19 protein-coding genes, 1 tRNA gene and 1 pseudogene are annotated in these 20,230 nt (G+C 71.4%); 10 read left to right on the forward strand and 11 right to left on the reverse strand.

The genetic code is table 11. The annotated features are described in order from the left end of the window. Nucleotides 1-11 precede the first annotated feature (11 nt). From ACS5PV_RS02060 to soxC, 3 genes are all read right to left on the reverse strand, one after another. Nucleotides 12-668 carry a DUF47 domain-containing protein gene (locus tag ACS5PV_RS02060; RefSeq protein ID WP_455393706.1) on the reverse strand — a complete coding sequence of 219 codons (657 nt, stop codon included), beginning with the start codon at nucleotides 666-668 and terminating at the stop codon, nucleotides 12-14. A 235-nt stretch (nucleotides 669-903) separates the two neighbouring features. Beyond that, on the reverse strand, nucleotides 904-1,455 hold the full coding sequence (locus ACS5PV_RS02065) for a c-type cytochrome (protein ID WP_455393707.1): 552 nt from the start codon (nucleotides 1,453-1,455) through the stop codon (nucleotides 904-906). Then, on the reverse strand, nucleotides 1,445-2,668 hold the full coding sequence (gene soxC, locus ACS5PV_RS02070) for a sulfite dehydrogenase (RefSeq protein ID WP_455393708.1): 1,224 nt from the start codon (nucleotides 2,666-2,668) through the stop codon (nucleotides 1,445-1,447). Before soxC ends, ACS5PV_RS02065 begins: the two co-directional genes overlap by 11 nt. Before the next feature lie 474 nt (nucleotides 2,669-3,142). On the opposite strand from soxC, the gene ACS5PV_RS02075 reads away from it, so the two are divergent. Both ACS5PV_RS02075 and ACS5PV_RS02080 read left to right on the forward strand, forming a co-directional pair. Next, nucleotides 3,143-3,595, forward strand: a complete 453-nt coding sequence (locus ACS5PV_RS02075) for an RrF2 family transcriptional regulator (protein ID WP_455393709.1) — start codon at nucleotides 3,143-3,145, stop codon at nucleotides 3,593-3,595. A 265-nt stretch (nucleotides 3,596-3,860) separates the two neighbouring features. Beyond that, a pseudogene (locus ACS5PV_RS02080) lies at nucleotides 3,861-4,283 on the forward strand (TCP-1/cpn60 chaperonin family protein); the annotation flags it as partial. Nucleotides 4,284-4,387: 104 nt separating this feature from the next. Here ACS5PV_RS02080 and ACS5PV_RS02085 read toward each other — a convergent pair. The 5 genes from ACS5PV_RS02085 to ACS5PV_RS02105 form a co-directional block, all read right to left on the reverse strand. After that, a complete protein-coding gene (locus ACS5PV_RS02085; protein WP_455393710.1) occupies nucleotides 4,388-5,020 on the reverse strand; it encodes an acyloxyacyl hydrolase in 633 nt (210 codons plus the stop codon). Between the two features lie 519 nt (nucleotides 5,021-5,539). Beyond that, nucleotides 5,540-5,613, reverse strand: a tRNA-Gly gene (locus ACS5PV_RS02090). Between the two features lie 86 nt (nucleotides 5,614-5,699). Further along, nucleotides 5,700-7,172, reverse strand: a complete 1,473-nt coding sequence (locus ACS5PV_RS02095) for a M48 family metalloprotease (protein ID WP_455393711.1) — start codon at nucleotides 7,170-7,172, stop codon at nucleotides 5,700-5,702. A 5-nt stretch (nucleotides 7,173-7,177) separates the two neighbouring features. After that, a complete protein-coding gene (locus tag ACS5PV_RS02100) occupies nucleotides 7,178-7,975 on the reverse strand; it encodes a DNA-binding protein (protein WP_455393712.1) in 798 nt (265 codons plus the stop codon). 1,084 nt (nucleotides 7,976-9,059) lie between these two features. After that, nucleotides 9,060-9,440 carry a hypothetical protein gene (locus ACS5PV_RS02105; RefSeq protein WP_455393713.1) on the reverse strand — a complete coding sequence of 127 codons (381 nt, stop codon included), beginning with the start codon at nucleotides 9,438-9,440 and terminating at the stop codon, nucleotides 9,060-9,062. 463 nt (nucleotides 9,441-9,903) lie between these two features. Here ACS5PV_RS02105 and ACS5PV_RS02110 point away from each other — a divergent pair, with 463 nt between their 5' ends. Continuing rightward, nucleotides 9,904-10,152: a DUF6894 family protein gene (locus ACS5PV_RS02110; RefSeq protein WP_455393714.1), complete on the forward strand. Its 249-nt coding sequence runs from the start codon at nucleotides 9,904-9,906 to the stop codon at nucleotides 10,150-10,152. A 194-nt stretch (nucleotides 10,153-10,346) separates the two neighbouring features. On the opposite strand, the gene ACS5PV_RS02115 is transcribed toward ACS5PV_RS02110, so the two are convergent. After that, nucleotides 10,347-10,814, reverse strand: coding sequence for an MgtC/SapB family protein (locus ACS5PV_RS02115; RefSeq protein WP_455393715.1), 468 nt, complete (start codon nucleotides 10,812-10,814; stop codon nucleotides 10,347-10,349). Between the two features lie 287 nt (nucleotides 10,815-11,101). Here ACS5PV_RS02115 and ACS5PV_RS02120 point away from each other — a divergent pair, with 287 nt between their 5' ends. The 5 genes from ACS5PV_RS02120 (at nucleotide 11,102) to ACS5PV_RS02140 (ending at nucleotide 16,226) form a co-directional block, all read left to right on the forward strand. After that, complete coding sequence (locus ACS5PV_RS02120) at nucleotides 11,102-11,593, forward strand: helix-turn-helix domain-containing protein (RefSeq protein ID WP_455393716.1); 492 nt, start codon at nucleotides 11,102-11,104, stop codon at nucleotides 11,591-11,593. A 99-nt stretch (nucleotides 11,594-11,692) separates the two neighbouring features. Continuing rightward, nucleotides 11,693-12,871 carry a methionine adenosyltransferase gene (gene metK / locus ACS5PV_RS02125; RefSeq protein ID WP_455393717.1) on the forward strand — a complete coding sequence of 393 codons (1,179 nt, stop codon included), beginning with the start codon at nucleotides 11,693-11,695 and terminating at the stop codon, nucleotides 12,869-12,871. A gap of 61 nt (nucleotides 12,872-12,932) precedes the next feature. Further along, entirely contained in the window at nucleotides 12,933-13,637 is a 705-nt protein-coding gene (gene trmB, locus ACS5PV_RS02130; protein ID WP_455393718.1) for a tRNA (guanine(46)-N(7))-methyltransferase TrmB, read from the forward strand. A gap of 62 nt (nucleotides 13,638-13,699) precedes the next feature. Beyond that, nucleotides 13,700-14,233: a coiled-coil domain-containing protein gene (locus ACS5PV_RS02135; protein WP_455393719.1), complete on the forward strand. Its 534-nt coding sequence runs from the start codon at nucleotides 13,700-13,702 to the stop codon at nucleotides 14,231-14,233. A 205-nt stretch (nucleotides 14,234-14,438) separates the two neighbouring features. Continuing rightward, nucleotides 14,439-16,226, forward strand: a complete 1,788-nt coding sequence (locus ACS5PV_RS02140) for an HWE histidine kinase domain-containing protein (RefSeq protein WP_455393720.1) — start codon at nucleotides 14,439-14,441, stop codon at nucleotides 16,224-16,226. Between the two features lie 9 nt (nucleotides 16,227-16,235). Here ACS5PV_RS02140 and ACS5PV_RS02145 read toward each other — a convergent pair whose 3' ends face one another. Next, nucleotides 16,236-17,165: a hypothetical protein gene (locus ACS5PV_RS02145; protein WP_455393721.1), complete on the reverse strand. Its 930-nt coding sequence runs from the start codon at nucleotides 17,163-17,165 to the stop codon at nucleotides 16,236-16,238. A gap of 277 nt (nucleotides 17,166-17,442) precedes the next feature. Here ACS5PV_RS02145 and ACS5PV_RS02150 point away from each other — a divergent pair, with 277 nt between their 5' ends. After that, nucleotides 17,443-18,042, forward strand: a complete 600-nt coding sequence (locus tag ACS5PV_RS02150) for a superoxide dismutase (RefSeq protein ID WP_048429540.1) — start codon at nucleotides 17,443-17,445, stop codon at nucleotides 18,040-18,042. Between the two features lie 155 nt (nucleotides 18,043-18,197). On the opposite strand, the gene ACS5PV_RS02155 is transcribed toward ACS5PV_RS02150, so the two are convergent. Then, nucleotides 18,198-19,061: a ChbG/HpnK family deacetylase gene (locus ACS5PV_RS02155; RefSeq protein WP_455393722.1), complete on the reverse strand. Its 864-nt coding sequence runs from the start codon at nucleotides 19,059-19,061 to the stop codon at nucleotides 18,198-18,200. A 103-nt stretch (nucleotides 19,062-19,164) separates the two neighbouring features. On the opposite strand from ACS5PV_RS02155, the gene ACS5PV_RS02160 reads away from it, so the two are divergent. Continuing rightward, nucleotides 19,165-20,202 carry a glycosyltransferase family 2 protein gene (locus tag ACS5PV_RS02160; protein ID WP_455393723.1) on the forward strand — a complete coding sequence of 346 codons (1,038 nt, stop codon included), beginning with the start codon at nucleotides 19,165-19,167 and terminating at the stop codon, nucleotides 20,200-20,202. Nucleotides 20,203-20,230 lie beyond the last annotated feature (28 nt).

Below are 20,230 nucleotides of genomic sequence, written 5' to 3' on the forward strand. Positions count from 1 at the left end.
GATCCAGGCTCCTACACGTTCTCGATGACGATGGCGCTGATCTCGTTGGCGACGTCCTCGAAGCGGTCGACCACGTCCTCGAGGTGGCCGAGGATCTCGCTGCCGACGATGTAGGCCATCGGGTCGCTGCGGTCGGGGCCGCTCCTCTGCGCGTGGTAGAGCGCCTTCAGGCCCTGCTCGTGCAGCGCGTCGGAGCGCCCCTCGACCTGGACCACCCGCTCGGTGAGCTCGGCCAGCCGGGTCGAGTGCTTGCCGATGCCGTTGAGCAACGGCACCGCCTCGGCGGTGAGCCGGGCGGCCTCCAGCACCGTCCCGCCCATCTCGCGCATGACCGGATCGAAGCTCCTCACCTCGAACAGCGTGATGGTCTTGGCGGTGCGGTTCATCTGGTCGATGGCGTCGTCCATCGACTGGATCAGGTCTTTGATGTCGCCGCGGTCGAAGGGCGTGATGAAGCTGCGGCGCACCGCCTCCAGCACCTCGCGGGCGATCTCGTCGGCCTCCTGCTCGCGCTCGGCGATGATCCGGCAGAAGTCGGGCACGTCCTCGCCGCCCTTGAGCAGGTCCTCCAGCGCCTCCGCGCCGGCCACCAGCGTGCGGGCGTGCCGCTCGAACAGGTCGAAGAAGCGGTCCTCCCTGGGCATCAACGCCCGGAACCAGCCCAGCATGTCCGTCCGCCCCCCAAGTGATCACCTGCGATGATCTGGAAGCCGGCTAACCTGTTGCAAGGGGCCAGATGCGCCGAACTCGCGAGGAGCGGCGCGGGTCTGCGCGCATCCGTGACCCGGCAGCGTCCTGGGGGGCGTCACCGCGCCGGATCGGGCGGATCACGCGAAGGCACGTCCCGTCGGCGCATCCTCGCGCGATCCAGCGGCGTTGCCGTGGGAACCGGGCGAGGCGCCCTCACGGCGCCTTCACGTCCGGCCGCGCATCCGCCACGAAGCCGGCCCGGTTCGGCATCGCCACGGCGGGCAGGTTCCTCGCGTCGAGGACGGCATCCGCCGGAACGATCCCGTTGAGGTGCAGGAGGTAGGCCGAGACCGCGTAGACCTCGGCATCGGACAGGGATTGCGGCGCGTCGAACGGCATCGCCCGGCGGACGTAGTCGAACACCGTCGTGGCGTAGGGCCAGAAGCTGCCCACCGTCCGCACGGGTTTGTCGCTCGCGAGCGTGCCCTGCCCGCCGACCAGCCGGTCGGCCGCCCCGCCCTGGCCGGTCTCGCCATGGCAGGCGGCGCAGCGGGCGGCGAAGACCGCGCGGCCCTCCGCCACGCTGCCGTGGCCGGGCGGCAGGCCGGCGCCGTCGGGGCGCACGTCGATGTCCCACGCCGCGATCGCGTCCGGCGTCGCGGGCCGGCCGAGGCGGTGAGGGCCGAGGGGTTCGGCCGAGGGCGTTCCTGCGAGGATCAAGCAAGCCGCGCCAACGGCGGCTCCCGAAACAATCTCACGCCACATGCCGCACGCTCCCGCCGGCCGCGACCTGCCAGCCGTAGATGCCGTTGTAATGGTAGATCGAGTTCGTGCCGCGGGCGGCGACCAGTGCCTCGCGGCTCGGCTGGCGATAGCCGGTCTCGTCGGTGGCGCGGCTCTGGATCAGGGCCGGACCGCCGTCCCAGGACCAGGGCAGGCGGAAGCGGGTGAGGCAGCGCGACAGCACCGGCTCCTGCAAGGTGGCAGGGCGCCAGGAGGCGCCGCCGTCGACCGAGACCTCGACCCCGGTGATGCGGCCCCGCCCCGACCAGGCCAGGCCGGAGATCTCGTAGGCCCCCGGCTCCTTGAGCTGGTGCCCGGCCGAGGGCGTGGTGACGACGGACTTCGCCTCCATGGTGAAGGTGAACTGGCGCGCCGTGCCATCTCGCATCAGGTCGGTGTATTTCGAGGTTTCCTCCCGGGTCTGGAACGGGCGGTCGCCGAGCTTGATCCGGCGCAGCCACTTGATGCTGAGGTTGCCCTCGAGGCCGGGGAGGAACAGCCGCAAGGGATAGCCCTGCTCCGGCCGCAAGCGTTCGCCGTTCTGGGCGTAGGCCAGAATCGCGCCGTCGAGGGCCGAGAGCGGCAGGCTGCGGGTCATCGCGGCGGCGTCCGCCCCCTCCGCCAGCAGCCACGAGGCTTCCGGCCTGACCCCGACCTCGTCGAGGAGCGTCGCCAGCTCGACACCGGTCCACTCGGCGCAGCTGAGGAGCCCGTGGGTGTCCTGCACCGTCCAGGCCGGGTTGGTGCTCTGCCAGGACGGGGTGTTGCCCGAGCATTCGAGGAAGTGCAGCCGCGACACGCTGGGGAAGCGCACGAGGTCGTCCATGGTCAGGATCAGGGGACGTGCGACGAGGCCGTGCACCACTAGGCGGTGCTGCTCGGGGTCGATCGCCGGCACGCCGCCGTGGTGGCGCTCGAAATGCAGCCCGTTCGGGGTGATCGTGCCGTGGAGGTGCTGGAGCGGCGTCCCGGTCGAGGCAGCGCCCGGGAAGGCCGGATTCGTGCGCGGCTTGCGGGCGAGGCGCTCGAAGGACGAGGGCGCGCCGTAGGCGGGACTTGCCACGCCCCTGCCCTGCTCGCGGGTCCAGACCGGCACCTGCAACGACCCCTCGGCGGCGAGCGCACCGCCGCTGACGCCGAGCGCCCCGGCGAGGAAGCTCCGGCGCCCGAAGAGCGGGACTGAGGGTGGGGGCATGGGACAGGATCCTTCAGGCGGTGCGCCAACGGAGGGACCGGGCCGCGACCGACGCGGCGGCAGGGTTGAGCAGGAAGCCAACGGGGCCCGGGACGTGGCAGGTGCCGCCGACCCGGATGGTGAGCGGGCCGTCCGCCGGAAGCGCAGGCCCCGCGCACCCGCGTCGGCGAGGGAGAGCTGCCGGATCGTCAGGTCATTGCCGGCGTCCCTGGGCTGCGCGCGCCACGTCCTCAGCCTCGCTTGCACGGGGCGGATCGCACCCGCCGATGGTGAGGTTCTCACAGCGGCAATCTATTTAGTCAATTATTTTTATGTACTATGTGCTGCAATCGGTGGCGGCTGCCACCCTCTGGCCCGCGGAGGCAGACGGGGCCCGGCAGGAAGTCTACGGAACGGGTCGACAGATCCCCGTCTTACCGGCACCGCTTGCCAGATGCGCCCCTCTCGCGGATCCCCGCCACACGCAGGACGACGATGCTGACCAACAAGGGCAAGTACGGGCTCAAGGCGATGGTCCACCTCGCCGGGCTGTCCCCGGGCGCCCGCGTCGGCGTCGCCGAGATCGCCGAGGCGCACCGGATCCCGAAGAAGTTCCTCGATGCGATCCTGGGCGACCTGCGCAATGCCGGCTTCGTGCACAGCAAGAAGGGGCCGGGCGGGGGCTACGCCCTGGCGCGCCCGGCCGAGGAGATCCGCGTCGGCCACGTCGTGCGCGCGCTTGATGGTCCGCTGGCGCCGCTCCCCTGCGCCAGCCGCACCGCCTATCGCCCGTGCGAGGATTGCGCCGACGAGGCGGCCTGCGCGGTGCGCCTCGCGATGCTGGCGGTGCGCAACAGCATCGCGGGAATCCTCGACAACCTGAGCCTGGAGCAGATGCGGGCGATGCCGCAGGCGGAGGCCGAGGCGAGCCTCACCTACCACATCTGAGCGCCGTGTCCTCGCGTCCCGGGTCTTGCTCTGGTGCGGCCGATGAAACGGCTCCCTCCCCGACGCGCCCGGCATAGGCAACGCGCCCGGCGAGCCAGGCGCAGGCGGCGTCGAGGTCGAGGAGGCGGGGTGGCGCGTAGGGCATCAGGTCCGCCGGATGACCGGCAAACAGCCGGTCGGCCGCCCCGGGCGTAACGGAAAGACCGCTCGCACGCGGCAGCAGGAGACCGCGCAGGACGAGGTCGCGCAGGAGGGCGCCCGGCCTTCGCGCGGCGCGGTCGCGGCGCTCCAGGGCGGCAACCCGGACGTGGCGGCCGGCATCAAAATCGTGCTCAAGGCCCTCGAAGCGCCGATCCGCCAGATCGCCGCCAATGCCGGGGTCGAGGGCTCGATCGTGGTGGCGAAGGTGGGTGAGAGCGAGTCCGACACCTACGGCTTCGACGCGCAAGCCGAGACCTACCTCGACCTGATCGAGGCCGGCATCGTCGACCCGGTGAAGGTGGTGCGCACGGCGCTCCAGGATGCCGCCTCCGTGGCGGGCCTGCTCGTCACGACGGAAGCGCTCGTCGCCGACCGACCGACCGAAGGACAAGGCCGCCCTGCTGGCCCCGGCCGCCCCGGATTTCTGACCTCTCGCCGCGCCCTGGGGCCAGCCCGGGGCGACCGCGCGTGCGAAGCGTCGAGATAGCCTTCTATGGTACCGCGTTCGATCGATCGCTCGACGATGGCCATGCAAGCGCATCGCACGGCGAAAAACCGGCTTTGCTCATCCCCCCGGCCGACCGGACACGCTCAGAACGTGTAGCCGAGCTTGGCGCCGTAATTCGTCAGTCCGCGGTTGTTCGCGCACAGGCCGGCATTCGACATATGCTCGATGGTGGCCATGATGGACCAGTGCTCCGTCAGGCGGTAGCCGAGGGCCGCCGCCTCGCGGAAGAGCGGCGAGCAGCCGAGGGTGTTGAAGCCGTAGGGGGTGGATATCTTCGGGCCGGTATAGCCGTCATGGACCGCGCCGCCGAAGAAGCCGTCGATGAAGACTTTCCGACCCAGCGTCTCCGGGAAGACCTCGACGGTCCACGTGGCACCGAGATACGCGTAGCTGGTCCGGCCGCCGGTATTGTAGCTGCCGCCGACCGTCGGGCGCGGGATGAAGGCCTGCCAGAAGGGATCCTGGAACACCATCGGCTTGGCGAACAGGATTTCGCCGTTGACGTTCTCGGTGTTGAAGCCCCGGGCCTTGCCCTCGGCACTGCCCGGATCCTGGACCGAGCCGCCGATCCGGACCTCGGAGACGATGCTGAGCGGCTGCACCGGAGCAGCATAGGGGACCGGGGGCGGAGCGTAGCGCAGATCCGCAGCGGCGGCAGGCACGAGAGCAGCGCCGAAAGCGAGGCCGGCGATGAGGGTGCGGATGGAAGCAGTCATGCGGGCTCGACAGACGAAAACGAGGACACTCGGTTGCACAGGACCTAACACGGAGCTTCGCCGTTGAACTCGATCTAATCCCCTGCCGCCCAGAAAATTCCGGCCTGCGGCGTGGGGGTCACAATCGCATCTCCGACGCGGTTCCGGGCGACACGGTGCGGGCGCGCCGTGAGGCGGTGGGAGCAGTTGGAGCAGACTTCCGCGCTCTTGGCTATCGCCACGACGGCTGTGGCCGCCGGATTGTCCACTCGGTTCCCCGGACACCCGCCCCCGGAGCGGGATGAAGCGCCATCGCCGGCGACGAGATCCGAGGCTCGATGGGGCGAATGAAATCCTGATTCTGCTCGACGCCGAACCAGTCCCCTCCTTTGATCTGGAGGGGCGCGAGCAAGACGGCTCAGCCTCGTCCGGACGACTGAAATGCCGCCTGCGGGATCTGTCGGGCGTTGCCCGTCGTGTCGCCCCGGACGCCGAGCCCCCTCGGGCGGCTCAAGATACCAGCGAAATGAATGGAAAAGCTGGAGCGGGTGAAGGGAATCGAACCCTCGTATTCAGCTTGGAAGGCTGCTGCTCTACCATTGAGCTACACCCGCGGCGGCCGTCCAGATAGCACGGTCGGCCGGGGTTGAGAAGCGGGGCGGTGCCGAGAAACGTCCCGTGGGGTCAGGCCCCGCCTCCCCTACTCCGCCACCAGCTTGTAGGGCTGGCCGGCCCGCAGCGGGGTGCCCTTGTCGAGCCCGTTGAGCACCTGGAAGCGCTCGAGCGGCCGGTCGACCGCGGTCATGCGCTGGGCCAAACTCTCGGCGGTGTCGCCGGGGGCGGCGGTGACGATCTGGATACGCAGCGGCTTGAGGCTGCGCGCCTCCTCGGGCGTCACCAGGGCGATGCTGGACAGCCAGCGGCCGAAGGCGGGCTCCGGATCGGTGGTGCCCTTGGCCGCCATGATCATCCGGAAGGTGTTGGTGCCGACCCGCACCGCGGCGAGGCGGAAGAACCACTCCTTGCCCTTCGAGATGGCCGTCACAGCCGGGAAGCCGTTCAGCATCCGGTTCTCGAAGCTGCCGGTCTCGATGGCGTCGTTCCAGGTCGCCTTCAGGACCTCTTCGAGCCCCTGGCCGGCATTGGTCTCGACGGCGTCGAACAGCAGTCGGCGGTTGCCGTCGGGGGTGGTGCCGAGCACCGCGCGGGCGGTGTTGTCGAGCGCGAACCCCTCGGGCGCCTCGAAGGCGACGCCGAGGCGCGGGTGGATGAAGCGGCGGCCGCGGATCAGCCCGTCGGCGGGATTGTCGCCGTAAGCGATGCCGTCGATCGCCGCGAGGTAGCGGTTGCGGTCGTCGACGCCGAGGCCAGGCGCCCCGATGCGCCGCGCCGCCTGCGTCACCTGGGTGATGCGCTCGGGCGTGCTCGGATGGGTCGCCAGCATGTCGGGCTCGGAGGCGAGCCCCGCCCCGGCGCGCAAGGCCGTGGTGCGGTTGAGCGCGGTGAGGAAGCGCGCGGCGCCGAACGGGTCGTAGCCGGCGCGGGCGAGCGTGCGCACCCCCGCCTGGTCGGCCTCGAATTCCTGCGTGCGCGAGAAGCGGGCGAGCACGAAGCGGGACTGGTCCTGGAGCAGGGCGCCGGTCGCCGGGTCGTTGAGCACGTCGGCCACGACCTTGCTGACGAGCTCGGAGCGGAGCGCCATCTCGGTGCGGGCGCTGGCATGGCGCAAGGTCACGTGGGCGATCTCGTGCGCCAGCACCGCGGCGAGCTCCGAGGTGTCGTCCGCGAGCGCGAGGAGCCCGCGGGTGACGTAGAGCCGGCCGGTCGGCAGCGCGAAGGCGTTGACAATTGGCGAATCGAGCAGCGTCACCGCGTAGGTCTCGTCCGGCCGCTCGGTCGCCTTGACCAGGCGGTCGGTGACGTCGCTGACGAGGCGCAACGCCGACGGCGCCTTGTACTCCCCGCCGAACGAGGCGACGAGCTTGGCGTGGTCGGCGTCGTTGGCCGGCCGGTCGCGCCCGGTGGTGCGCGGCGCCTCCGGCGGCACGACGGCCGCCACCGGCGCCAGTGCGCCGGTCTGGTCGGCCGTGCAGGCGCCGACGAGCAGCCCCATCGGCAACAGGGCCGCCGCCACGCGCCGGGCCGGCTGTGTTCGCGTGAAAGACCACCCCATGGCGATCAGCGCCGCGGCGCCTGCTCCTCGTCCAGCAACTCGATCATCTCGGCCGCGCCGATGTCCAGGGTCGGCCCGCGCCACAGCTCGACGATGCCGCGAGCCCGCACGCGCCGCCCCCGAAGCGCTGAGGAAGAGAAACCACGTTCGAGCATGATCCGCCAAGTGCGTTTCGACACCGTGACCGTAACACCTTCCGCGCCGAAAGGGGCGAAGTTGAGATAGGTCCGGCGCTCGCGCTCGCCCACGTTGCGGACGCGTCCCTCCACGACCGCGAACCGACCCGCCATCTCCTTGAGGACGGACACGTTTTCCGTCGGCACCGGCGCCGTCCCGGCCCAGAGCCCGCGCCCGGCGCGGCGGGCCGCGTCCTCCAGCGCCAGCAGGCCGGGGCGGCACAGGCTGTCGCCCTCCCCGGCATCGACCTGGGCCAGGCCCGCCGCCACGAGCCCGCCGGCGAGGTCCACCGGCGCCTCGCCCTGGGTCGCGGCGTCGAGGGTGATTCGGTCCCAGCGGTCGGGCTCGGGCGCCTCGCGGGTGGCGAGCAGGCGGCCGGCGAGCCCGGCGAGCCAGGTCCGTGCGGCGTCCGCCGCCGCCGGGTCGTCGGGCCAGCGCAGCCCGTCGAGGCGCGCGCGCCGCCCGGAGGCGAGGACAAGCTCGCCCCGCGCGACCACCGCCTCGATCCGGTCCTGCCCCGCGATCCGCCCGCGGCAGGCCGGCGCCTCGCGCCCGCGCGGGGCTGCCGCCTGCACCGCCCCGGCGAGAAGCGCGAGGCCGAGACCCGCCGCGATCCGTCCTCTCATGCTGGTAAACCCGTGTGGGACGACCCGTCGTGGAGATCCGGCCGTGCCGCCATCGGCGAGGTTGGCGGAAACCGGCCGGGATGGTAAGAGGCGTCCCGTGGGTCTCCGTAGCTCAGCTGGACAGAGCACAGGTTTCCTAAACCGAATTGGGCGTCGCGCCGGGAAACCGCGCGGCGGATCCGCTCAAAGTCGGGGAAAGCGTCGAGCCGCGGGTGCGGCTCACGCCGATCCCGAGCCAAGCCCGGCCCGCCAGGCCGGGAAGGTGTAGAGACTAGACGGGCGGCACCTAAGGGCTCCGGCGGGGCATCTCGCGGGGCTACGGTGAAGGGATAGTCCAGACCACGAACGCCTCGCGGCGGCGGCGAAAGCCGAAGTGGTACGAAACCTGGGGTCGCAGGTTCGAGCCCTGCCGGGGACGCCACGCATCTTCCAGCGCTTCGTCGGAAGCCATTTGCGGCCAGAGGCTGGGCGGCCGATTGCCGTCCATCGGGCACGTGGCCCGGCCCTGCGCAGGGCGGACGATCTCCGATGACGATGTCTTCTAAGGAACGGACGACGGCGCCGGTCGGGCCGTTCCGTCGAGGCGTCCGTGCGAGCCGGGCAGCCATGACCTCGTCCCGGAACCACTCCGCCTGCAGCACGTTCCCGGACTAGCAGCGGATTCCCCAATCCCCGATGACGGTTCGCCCGCCGAGGTCCTAACCCTCCGGCGGGCGTTTCGCATGCGACGCGCCGCCGGGCATTCACCATGCCGCCGGTGGGACCGACGGTCGCAGCGCTCGAGAATTCGAGCTTGAGCGTGGCCGCCAGTCCACACTCCCGCCTTGTTTGCGGTGCCTCGTGCCTGCTGACACGGCCGCCGGCGACGCGGCCCGATGCTCTTCAGCGAGGCGGCACCATGCGTTTCATCGTCATCTTCGGCGCTCTCCTCTCCGTCATCCTCGTCCTGACGGTCGGCGCGCTGTTCAACCTGGTGGCGGCGCCGTTCCGGGCGGCCCTGGCCTTCCGGCGCGCCTGACGACGCGCGCCGGCCCTTTGCGCGGCCCGATCGTGCATCGGGGCCGGCCGTGGTCCCGGGTTTTCGTCACACGCCGGCCCGGACGAGCCAGATCGCCGCGGACAGGCCGACGCCCGCAACGCCGATGAATCCGAGATAGAGAGCCAGCGTCGGGTCGACGCGGTCATGCGCGTAGCCCGGCTTGCGCGGCGACAAGCGCCACCGCTCCTTGATCTCGGCGAAGCGGGCCCGGGCGATGTCCTTCGGCGAGAGCGCGTTGCCGCCCGCCTCCTCGCAGGTCCCGAGCATCGCCATCCCGGGATCGAACACCTCGACCTTGTCGCCGCTGCGACCGGAATCGATATCGCCCTTGAGCATCGCCGTATTGGGCTTCGGATCGTCGATCGGAGCCGGCGGATCGGCGCGCTGCGCCGACAGGTGCGGAGGAACGTCGCTGTCGTAGCTCATGGTATGGCCTCGCGTCAGGGGGCGTGGTTCCTCCTCGCGGGAGGGACGGCTGTTCCGGTACTACGCGTGCCGCGCTGCGAAGTTCGGGAGGGAGCCGCCGGCCACCTGCGGCACGACGACCGCCCGCGATCCGGCGAGTGGATCGCGCGAGCGCTCGGGGCGACCCGAGCACCGATATTCTTGTGCCGGGACTCTTCGGGTCGAGATTTTCGGGAGACGGCGTCCCACGGAGGGAACGATGCGCCGCAACATGAATTGGTGCATCGCAGCATCGTCGAGATGTCGCGGTGCTGCTGCCCTCCTAGGGCGTTTCCTCCCCGACTGAAGCCGCTCGCGAGGGCGGCTTCCTTTTTTTGGGCGCTTGTGAGCCGCCCGGCGGGCCGGCCGTTCCCCGCGGCGTCGGGAACCTATCGGTATGTAGTCAGTAGTGTCGACTGCTGAACGTTTGCGGAAGGTTGACCCAATGCCCTGCTACTACGTCGACAGAGTCGATGGCACGGTGGTCATCGACGACGTAGGAGTCGAGCTGCCCGATACGAATGCCCTGCTCCATCATGTCCGCGCCGTCCTGACCGAGATGGTCACCGCCGAGCAGTGGACCGGGGACGCGACGCGCTGCCGCGCCGTCGTGCGAGATGCATCGGGCCGGCGCGTGATCGAGGCCTCCCTCCTTCTCACGATATCGTCGGAGACGCGGCCGGCGCGCCCCTGACGTCGGCCGCTCGCCCATGGGTCCCGGCCGCTTCGGGCGGCGCCCGCCATACGAAATCCGACTGATTGCTTCAGGCGATCCTGCCGGATCGCCTTCGCGATGCGGATTTCGGGTTCGCTCTGGTCCGCGAAGCCAACGGCTTCAGCGCGCGGGCTCTTGATACCGGATCGGGAGGTGATCTTCCGGATCCGGGATCAGTGATGGTCCTCCGCCCGCGCTCCCGCTCCGCCTCGCCTGCGCCGCGCATCGATGGCCCGGTCGATGACGCCGCCGATCAGGAGGGTGGCAAGCAGGAACCCCGTGCCGAGTGCCAGCGGACGATAGGCGCCGAGGCCGCAGATGATGCCGAGGGCGGCGGTCACCCAGATCGCCGCCGCGGTGGTGAGGCCGTGCACCCGGCCGGCCTCGCCTTTCACGATCACGCCGGCGCCGAGGAAGCCGATTCCCGTGATGGTGCCCTGGATCGCCCGGCTGGCATTCGCGTCGGTCCCGTCGCCGGAGAATCCGGATCCCGCCAGGGTCACGAGCGCCGCACCGAGTGCCACGAGGCCGAGCGTCCGCACGCCGACGGGCTTCGAATGCATCTCGCGGTTGATGCCGACGAGCCCCCCGGCGAGCACGGCCGCGCCGAGGCGCAGGCAGATCTCCGTGGTCGAGAGCATCGCTCAGGACTGCCGGGACGCCGGCCGACCGGGGAGGAGAGGAGCGGGATGCACCATGACGTTCCTCGTAGGGCCTTGTCGCGACCCGTGGCCCCGGCACGGTCGACGCCGCCGCTCTCCCGCGCGGTGTCGCCGCGCGTGCCCCACCGTTGCAGGCCGGTCGTTAAGGCGAGGTATGAGGCCCCGCCGCATACGTCATCCGCTATGGCGAATGAAGCGTTCGCCGAAAACGCGGGCATTTACGCGATCGCAACCATCGGGAATCAACAATCAGCCCGTTGCCTTCCATGCCGCGGCGCGACGCGCGGGCAGACCTGCGAGCCGAAGAGATGGCCGGGAAACCTGCGGACCACCGGGACGTCCATATCGGCAGCCTGATCGAGGAGCGGCGCCTGCGCGCCGGCCTGAGCCGGGAGGCCCTCGCCTCCCCGCTCGACGTCTCGCTCTCGCAGCTCGGGAAATATCTGAAGGGCGCCAACCGCCTGAGTGCCACCGACCTGGGCGTCGTCGCGCGCGTTCTCGACGTACCGGTCGGGTACTTCTTCGAGACCATGCCGGGTCGCGATGCCGCCCAGCCCGGACTCAGCGACCGGCCGCAGGCACGGCTGGAGGCGGTCGAGGCGTGGACCGGCTTCGCTCACGCCGTGGCCCTGGCCGCCGATGCCCATCTCGACGACGATCGCCGCCAGGCGCTGGGCAGCCTCGTGCGCGCGGTCGATCATGCGCTGTCCGGGCAACAAGCGTTCGATAAAGCGAACGACTCCGCTCCGTCGGATTGACGTTCGGAATCCCGGCTGCCAGAACCCCGCGATCGAAGGGTCGGGCTTCGTCGGCGTTGCGCGCCGCGCTCGACGAGATCGTTGAGGGCTCCGCACGCCATGCCGCGTTCCAACTACCTGTTCACCAGCGAGTCGGTTTCCGAGGGCCATCCGGACAAGGTCTGCGACCGCATCTCCGACACCGTGGTCGACGCCTACCTCGCGGTGATGCCGGAGGCGCGCCTGGGCGTCGAGACCCTGGCGACCACCAACCGCATCGTCATCGCGGGCGAGGTTCGCGGCCCCGACTCGGTCACCTTCCGCGATCTTGAGGAGCTGACCCGCGCGGCCGTCAAGGACATCGGCTACGAGCAGGACGGCTTCCACTGGAAGAACAACGACGTCGCCATCTACCTGCACGCCCAGTCCGCCGACATCGCCCAGGGCGTCGATGCCGCGGGCAACAAGGACGAGGGCGCGGGCGACCAGGGCATCATGTTCGGCTACGCGTCCGACGAGACCCCCGCCCTGATGCCGGCGCCGATCTACTACGCCCACAAGATCCTCAAGGACCTGGCCGACGCCCGCAAGGGCGGGGTCGGCGCGGCGGCCAAGCTCGGGCCGGACGCCAAGAGCCAGGTCACCGTGCGCTACGCCGACGGCCGCCCGGTCGAGGCGACCCAGATCGTGCTCTCGACCCAGCACCTCGACGAGTCGCTCGATTCCGCCGCCGTGCGCGAGATCGTCGAGCCCTACATCCGGGCGGCCCTGCCCGAGTCCTGGGTCACCGACGGGACGGTGTGGCACGTCAACCCGACCGGCAAGTTCGTGATCGGCGGGCCCGACGGCGACGCCGGCCTGACGGGCCGCAAGATCATCGTCGACACCTACGGCGGTGCCGCCCCCCACGGCGGCGGCGCCTTCTCGGGCAAGGACCCGACCAAGGTCGACCGTTCGGCGGCCTACGCGGCGCGCTACCTCGCCAAGAACGTCGTCGCCGCCGGCCTCGCCCGCCGGGCCACGATCCAGCTCGCCTACGCCATCGGCGTCGCCAAGCCGCTGTCGATCTACGTCGACCTGCACGGCACCGGCGAGGTCGACGAGGCCAAGCTCGAGTCGGTCCTCGGCCAGCTCGTCGACCTGTCGCCCCGCGGCATCCGCACCCATCTCGGCCTCAACAAGCCGATCTACGCCCGCACCTCGGCCTACGGCCATTTCGGCCGCGAGCCGGAGGCCGATGGCGGCTTCTCGTGGGAGCGCACCGACCTCATCGGACAGCTCAAGAGCGCCCTGGCCTGATCCGGTGCCCCGGTGCTAACGGGGCGTCGACACGCGCCCCTTCCTCGGCAACCGGGACACCATGGACGACCACGACACCGACGACGCGGTGCCTGAGCGGGCCCGCGCCTTCTACGGCCGGCGCAAGGGCAAGCGCCTGCGTCCCGGCCAGGAGGAGCGCCTGGCCGCCCTCCTGCCGCGCCTGCGCCTGCCCGAGAGCGGCGTGCTCGATCCGGCCGCCGTGTTCCCGCGCCCCGTCGCCGAGACCTGGCTCGAGATCGGCTTCGGCGGCGGCGAGCACCTCGCGGCGCAGGCCCGGCTCAATCCGGACACCGGCATCATCGGCTGCGAGCCCTTCGTCAACGGCGTGGTGAAGCTCCTGCGCACCCTCGACGACGAGGCGATCGACACCGTCCGGCTGTGGGACCGGGACGCGATGGAATTGCTGCCGCGCCTGCCCGACGCCAGCATTGGGCGGGTGTTCCTGCTCTATCCCGACCCATGGCCGAAGCGCCGGCAGCGCAAGCGCCGCTTCGTCTCGGACGAATCCCTGCGCGAGATCGCCCGGGTGCTCGTGCCCGGCGGCGAGTTCCGCTTCGCCTCCGACATCGACGACTACGTCGGCTGGACGCTGGTCCGCGCCGCGAACTGCCCCGCCCTGCGCTGGACCGCGACGGGCAGCAGCGACTGGACCACGCCCTGGCCGGAATGGCCCGGCACCCGCTACGAGGCCAAGACCACGGCCGAGGGCAGGCGGCCCACCTACCTGACCTTCGAGCGGGTGTAGGGGCCGGAGGACAACCCTGGGGCTCCTGTCGGGTCGACCCGGCCCATGCTAGGCTCACGGGCATGACCGCGGTTGCCTTCGACACCCTGAAATTCGCCCGCGCCCTCCGGGAGCGGGCCCACCTCTCCGCCGAGCAGGCGGAGGGGCTGTCCGAGGTGTTCGCCGAGGCGGTCCAGGGCGGCCTGCCGACCCGGGCCGACCTTCAGGGCCTCGAAGGCTCGGTGAAGGCAGAATTCGTCGCCGTCCGGTCCGAGGTCGCAGCATTCCAGGCGGAAACCAGGGGCGAGTTCGCCGCCGTCCGGGCGGAGCTCGCGGCCTTCAAGGCCGAGACCCGAAATGAATTCGCCTCCGTCCGGGCCGAGATGAAGGCGGAGTTCGCCGCCGTCCGCCAGGAAATGAAGACCGAGTTCGCGGCCGTCCGATCCGAGATGAAGACCGAGTTCGCCGCCGTCCGATCCGAGATGAAGACCGAGTTCGCGGCCGTCCGGTCGGACATGAAGCTCCTCGAGCAGCGGATGACGATCAAGCTCGGCGCCATGCTGGTGGCCCTCGTCGGCATCCTGCTCGCGGCGATCCGCTACATGCCGCCACGCTAGAGGACGAGCGCAGGCCCCGCCCCAGGAGCGTGCTCCGGCGCACGGGACGCGGACGGACGACCTTGCCGCCGGACGCACGGAGAGGCATGGTTTCGTTCGTAGAACCGCCAAGCCGGGCCGGGCGGGGCATGTCGGCTCGGGACGCCGTGCGGGGGAGCGGAGACGCCCCGCCCTCCCTCACCCCGTTCACCAGGATTGCGCCGCCTTGGACCAGAGGCCCGACGCCGCTCCCGGCCTGCCGGACGAATTCTTTCCCCGCTTCGCCTTCGAGGGCGCGCCGGTCGGCCTCGCCTGCCTCAGCGGATCGGACCAGCGCATCATCGTCGCCAACCCGGCCCTCGGCGCGCTGCTGGGCACGGCACCGGAGGCGCTGACCGGTCGCCGTCTCGCCGATCTCGAACACGCACCGGGATCGGTGTCCGGGCGGGACCTCGCGGGCGAGGCCTGGTGGCGCCGGGCCGACGGGTCGCCCGTGCGGGTGCGGCTCCAGGCCGGGCCGGAGCGGGACGGGTGCCGGACCCTCGCGGTCGAGGCCGTCGCGGACGACGGCGGCGCGGCCCGATCCCGCCAGGATCAGGCCCACCACGAGCAGACCCGTCTGGCGCTCGCCTCCGCCGGCCTCGGCGAGTGGAGCTGGAGCCCGTCCGACGGCCGCGTGACCCTGTCCGACCGGGCCGCCGCGATCCTGGGCTATCCCTCCGGCGCGGCACCGACCTGGGCCGAGTTGCAGGACGCCGTCGGCCGCGACGACCTCGACCGGCTCCGCGCCACGGTGCAGGACGCCGTCGCCAAGGCGATCCCCTACGCGATCGAGATGCGGTTCCGCCGGGCGAGCGACGGACAGGAGGCCTGGATCTCCGCCCGCGGCCAGGCGGCTCTCACCCCCGACGGCACCCTCACCGGCATGATCGGCGTGCTCCAGGACGTGACCGCCCGGGAGGAGGCGCGGCGCGCCCTGCACGACCGCGAGCAGCGGCTGCGGGTGGCGACCACGGTGGCGGCCCTCGGCATCTTCGAGTGGCACGTGCTCGACGACCAGTCGCTCTGGGAGAACGAGCGCATGTGGGAGATCTTCGGCCGGCGGCCGCAGGACGGCACCATCAGCATGCGCGAGTTCTTCCGCACGGTGGTCCACCCCGAGGACAAGGTGTCGTTCCGTCGGGCGGTGGCGGCGGCGCTCCACGGCGACGGGGTGCTGCACGCGACGACCCGCATCCGCCGGCCCGACGAGGGCGGCGAGGTCTGGCGCACGATCGAGATGGCCGGCCGGTTCGAGCGCGACGGGCCGGCCGGCCTGCCGCGGCGCCTGATCGGCGTGGTTGCCGACATCACCGACCGGCGGCTGGCCGAGGAGCGCCAGTCGCTGCTGATCCGCGAGCTGCACCACCGGGTGAAGAACACGCTGGCCACCGTGCAGGCCATCGTCGGTTCGACCGCCCGCACCGCGTCGAGCATCGACAGCTTCTACGAGGCCTTCGTCGGCCGCATCATGTCGCTCGCCCACACCCACTCGGTGCTGACCGAGGACGTGTGGCAGACCGCGTCCTTGCGCGGCCTCCTGGAAAACGAGCTGCGTCCCTACGCCGATGGCGAGATGCGGGCCGGCAGCGGCGGGCGGGTGGAGCTCGACGGGCCGGCGGTCGACCTGCCCTCGGAGATCGCGGTGCCGATCGGCATGGCGATCCACGAACTGACCACCAACGCCGCCAAGTACGGCGCGCTGTCGAACCGCGCCGGCCGGGTGCGCATCCGCTGGAGCGTCGAGCCCGGGGAGGACCGGCCGCGCCTGCGCTTCCACTGGCAGGAATCCGGCGGTCCTCTGGTGGCGCCGCCGACCCGCCAGGGCTTCGGCTCGCGCCTGCTGCAACGGGTGCTGACGACCCAGGTCCAGGCCGAGGTCGCCACCGACTACGCGCCGGGGGGCCTCGTCCTCACCATGCTGGCGCCGCTGCCGGCCCGCAACGCCGCTCTCAACCCCCTGGCGACACTGTAGCGCGCGGGCTCAGGCGCGGCGGGCCGCACCCTCGCCCCCGGCCCCGCGGAAGGCCTTCAGCTCCTCGATTGACGCGAAGTGGAAGCGCCCGGCCGGCGTCTCGGCGTCGATCGTGCCGTCGGCATACATCGTGTATGTGTTGCCGCCGGAATCGTAGGTGCCGATCACCGTCTTGGCGAGCGACTCGTCGAAGGGCGGCTCGTCGGCGTGGGACTCCTCCGGCCGGGGCGCCTCGGCGATCGGCTCGGAGGCCGGGGGCTCTGGTGCCGGAGGCGGCGCGTCGTGCACGTCACCGACCACGGGCGGCTCCTCCGCGGCCGGCGGCGGCGATGGCGGCAGCGGGTCGTGAGGCGCAGGCTCGGGCGGCGCATACAGGTCGGGCTGGTGCGGGTCGAGGTCGTGGGTGACCGGCTCGTGCAGGGCCGGCCCTCGGGTGTCCGGCTCGTGCGAGGCCGGCTCGCGCGACTCCGGCTCTGGCCGCCCCGCCGGGAGGTCCGGATCCTCGGCCCGGGTCAGGCGCAGCTCGCTCGCCGCGAGCCCCGCGGCCGCGCCTGCGGCTCCGGCCGCCAGCGCCGCGCCGCCGAAGCCCGTCGGCTCGGCCGGGCGCGGCTCGGATGCGGGCGGGGCCGGGAACGGAATCGGCGGCAGGACCGGCTCGCTGCGGGCCGCCCGGACCGGCGGGGCGACGGTCTCACGGGCGGAATCCGCCGCGACGATGCGTTCGGCGGCGGGGCGCGACGCGAGCGCCCGCTCGATGCGCCCGAGCCGCGCCACCGCGGCGGTGATCCCGAGCAGCACCGCGCCGCCGCTCGCCCCGACGGTCCCGGCGATCACCATGGTCCAGCCGACCTCGAGCCGCACGAAGGGGATGCCCTGCACCACCGCGGCGAGACCGCCGATCAGCATCAGGAGGGCGAGCACGGTCAACGCGACGATCATCGGACTCTCGGACTGGCGACAGGAAGCAGGCTCACGTGAGCAGCCGAACGGGCGGGCCCGGGGCCGTCCGCCCCGCCCGCTACGGCCCAGATTTAGGGGCAGCGCCCGCTTTTGCAAAATCGCCGCGCTTGAAGCTGCGCCAAAGGCCGGAATGGGCGTGCCGCGAACGACCGGCGGCGTTGCCGCCGACGGGCCGCCGACTTAGGTAGACGCGGGTACCGCGGCGGCGCCCCCGAGGTCCCGCCGCGTCGACCCCATGCGATCCGGAGACACGCCGATGGCCTTCACGCTGCCCGAACTCCCCTACGCCTACGACGCGCTGCAGCCCTACATGTCGAAGGAGACCCTGGAGTTCCACCACGACAAGCACCACAAGGCGTATGTCGACACCGGCAACAAGCTCCTCGAGGGCTCTGAGCTCGCCGGCAAGAGCGTCGAGGAGGTGGTGAAGGCCTCCTACGGCCAGAACCAGCCGCTGTTCAACAATGCCGGCCAGCACTACAACCACATCCACTTCTGGCAGTGGATGAAGCCGAACGGCGGCGGCGCGATCCCGGGCGCGCTGGAGAAGAAGATCGCCGAGGACCTCGGTGGCACCGACAAGTTCAAGGCCGACTTCATCCAGGCCGGCGTGTCGCAGTTCGGCTCCGGCTGGGCCTGGCTCGCGGTGAAGAACGGCAAGCTCGAGATCATGAAGACCCCCAACGGCGAGAACCCGCTGGTCCACGGCGCCAAGCCGATCCTCGGCGTCGACGTGTGGGAGCACTCCTACTACATCGACTACCGTAACCGCCGTCCCGACTACCTCAAGGCGTTCATCGAGAACCTGGTGAACTGGGAACACGTCGAGAAGATGTACGGCGAGGCGATCGCCTGATCGGCGCCGCGTAGCGACCGTCGAAGCCCCCTCCCCATGCGGGTCGAGGGGGCTTTTCCTTGCCGGTGGCGGTGTCGCACATCGAGACGCGACGTTTCCACCTCTCGCCGTCGTCCCGGTGCTCGCTGAAGCGAGAACGCGGGATGATGGCGGTCTCACGTCGGTTCGGGCAGACGGGCAGGTCCAGGATCCGGCACCAGCCGCAGGGCCGCCCGCTCCAGGAAGTCGCCGAACCGGTCGGAGGCGAGATAGGCCAGTTCCAGCGGCCGGCTCGCCACCACCGGGTCGAGGGCCCGCAATTCCTCATCGATTTCCCCCGGATGGCACATCACCACCGGGGCCGGCCCGAGCGCCCGGAAGCTCGCCTCGAAGGCGCCAGAGAAGCCGTCCCCCTCCGCGAAGTCCGAGAAGCCGGAGAAGCCGCGGTTGGCGGCGAACCCCGCCTGCCGGACCGCCGCGCCGAATCCGAGCCCGAGCCCCGCCACCACCAGCGCCTTGCCGGCCTGGGGCCGCGCCCGAATCGCGGCGACGCGGTCGCCTGGATCGCGCAGCCAGCCCCGCCAGCCCCGTGCCGCGAGCGCCGCGAGGAGCGCTCCCCGCACCCCGGGCAGGACGTGGACGTGCTGGTGCCCGTCGACGAAATCCGGCAGGCGGCCCATCGCGGCCGCGAAGGCGTCGAGCTGGCGCTCGATCTCGGGACGGACGTCGGCGGGCGTCAGCCCGCCCGACAGGGCGAGGCGCATGAGGCGCCCGAGGGACGGCAGGCGCCCGCCCGGCGCGAGGCGCGGCAGGGCCCCGAGGGGTGCGCCCGCGGTGAGCGTGAGGTGGAGCCCGAGGCCGACCGTGCCGGAGAGTTCGCGCAAGCCCGGCGCCGCCTCCGGAAAGGCCGGGATGTTGGTCATCGAGCCGGTGGCTGATATGCGCTTCATCCGCGCCAGCGCGAGGATGCCCCGGCTGACGCCCGGGCTCAGGCCGTAATCGTCGGCGCAGAGCACGACCGGGCGCCGTTCAGGAAGCATGGCCTAGATCTCGCGCTCGAACCGCCGGTGCGCGCACCGGCCTCTTCACCGACAGCCGCCGGCCCCGTGCCGGGGGTGCGACACCGAAACGAGGGACAGCGCCGTGGAGCTGTTCAGACACCCCGAGCCGGTCGACCTGAGCGTCGTCATACCGGTCTTCAACGAGAGCGCCAACGTCGCGCCGCTGCTCGCCCGGCTGACGCCCGTCCTGGAGCGGCTGACGCCGGCCTGGGAGGTGGTGTTCGTCGACGACGGCAGCCGCGACGACACCGCCGCGGTGGTGGCCGCCCACCACGCCGCCGAGCCGCGCATCGGCGCGGTCTCGTTCAGCCGCAACTTCGGCAAGGAGATCGCCATCGCGGCCGGCCTCGACCACGCCGAAGGCCGCGCCGTCGTCATCATGGATGCCGACCTCCAGCACCCGCCCGAGCTGATCGCGACCTTCTGGGAGCGCTGGCAGGAGGGCAACGTGATGGTCTACGCCCAGCGCACCGACCGCGACGACGAGAGCGCGATGCGCCGCGGCTTCGCCCGCCTGTTCTACCGGCTGTTCGCCCGCTTCGGCGAGATGCCGCTGCCCGAGGGGGCCGGCGACTTCCGGCTCATCGACCGCAAGGGCGTCGAGGTCCTGCGCTCGCTGCCCGAGCGGGCCCGGTTCTCGAAGGGCTTGTACTCCTGGATCGGCTTCCGCTCGGTCGGCGTGCCCTACCAGGTCGAGGAGCGCCAGCACGGCAGCTCGAAGTGGAGCTTCCGCAAGCTGTTTCGCTTCGCCTTCGACGGCATCACCTCGTTCTCGACCGTGCCGTTGCGGGTCTGGACCTATCTCGGCGGCGCCATCGCCGGCGTGGCGTTCCTCACCGCGCTCTACTTCGTCGCCGACACCCTGCTGCGCGGCCCCGACGTGCCGGGCTACGCCTCCCTGATCGTCTCGGTGATGTTCTTCTCCGGCGTGCAGCTGATGTCGCTCGGGATCATCGGCGAGTATATCGGCCGCATCTTCGCCGAGGTGAAGCGGCGCCCGCTCTACGTCGTCGCCGAGCGGATCGGCCCGGCGGCGTCCGGCCACGACCGGCTGGTGCGGGACGACCGGCGCGACAACCGCGGCACCGGGCGGCGGGCGCGCTATTCCGGCGCCGCGTGAGGCTTATCGGTCCCGGTTCCGATAAGTT

Source organism: Methylobacterium sp. Gmos1 (assembly GCF_053764715.1).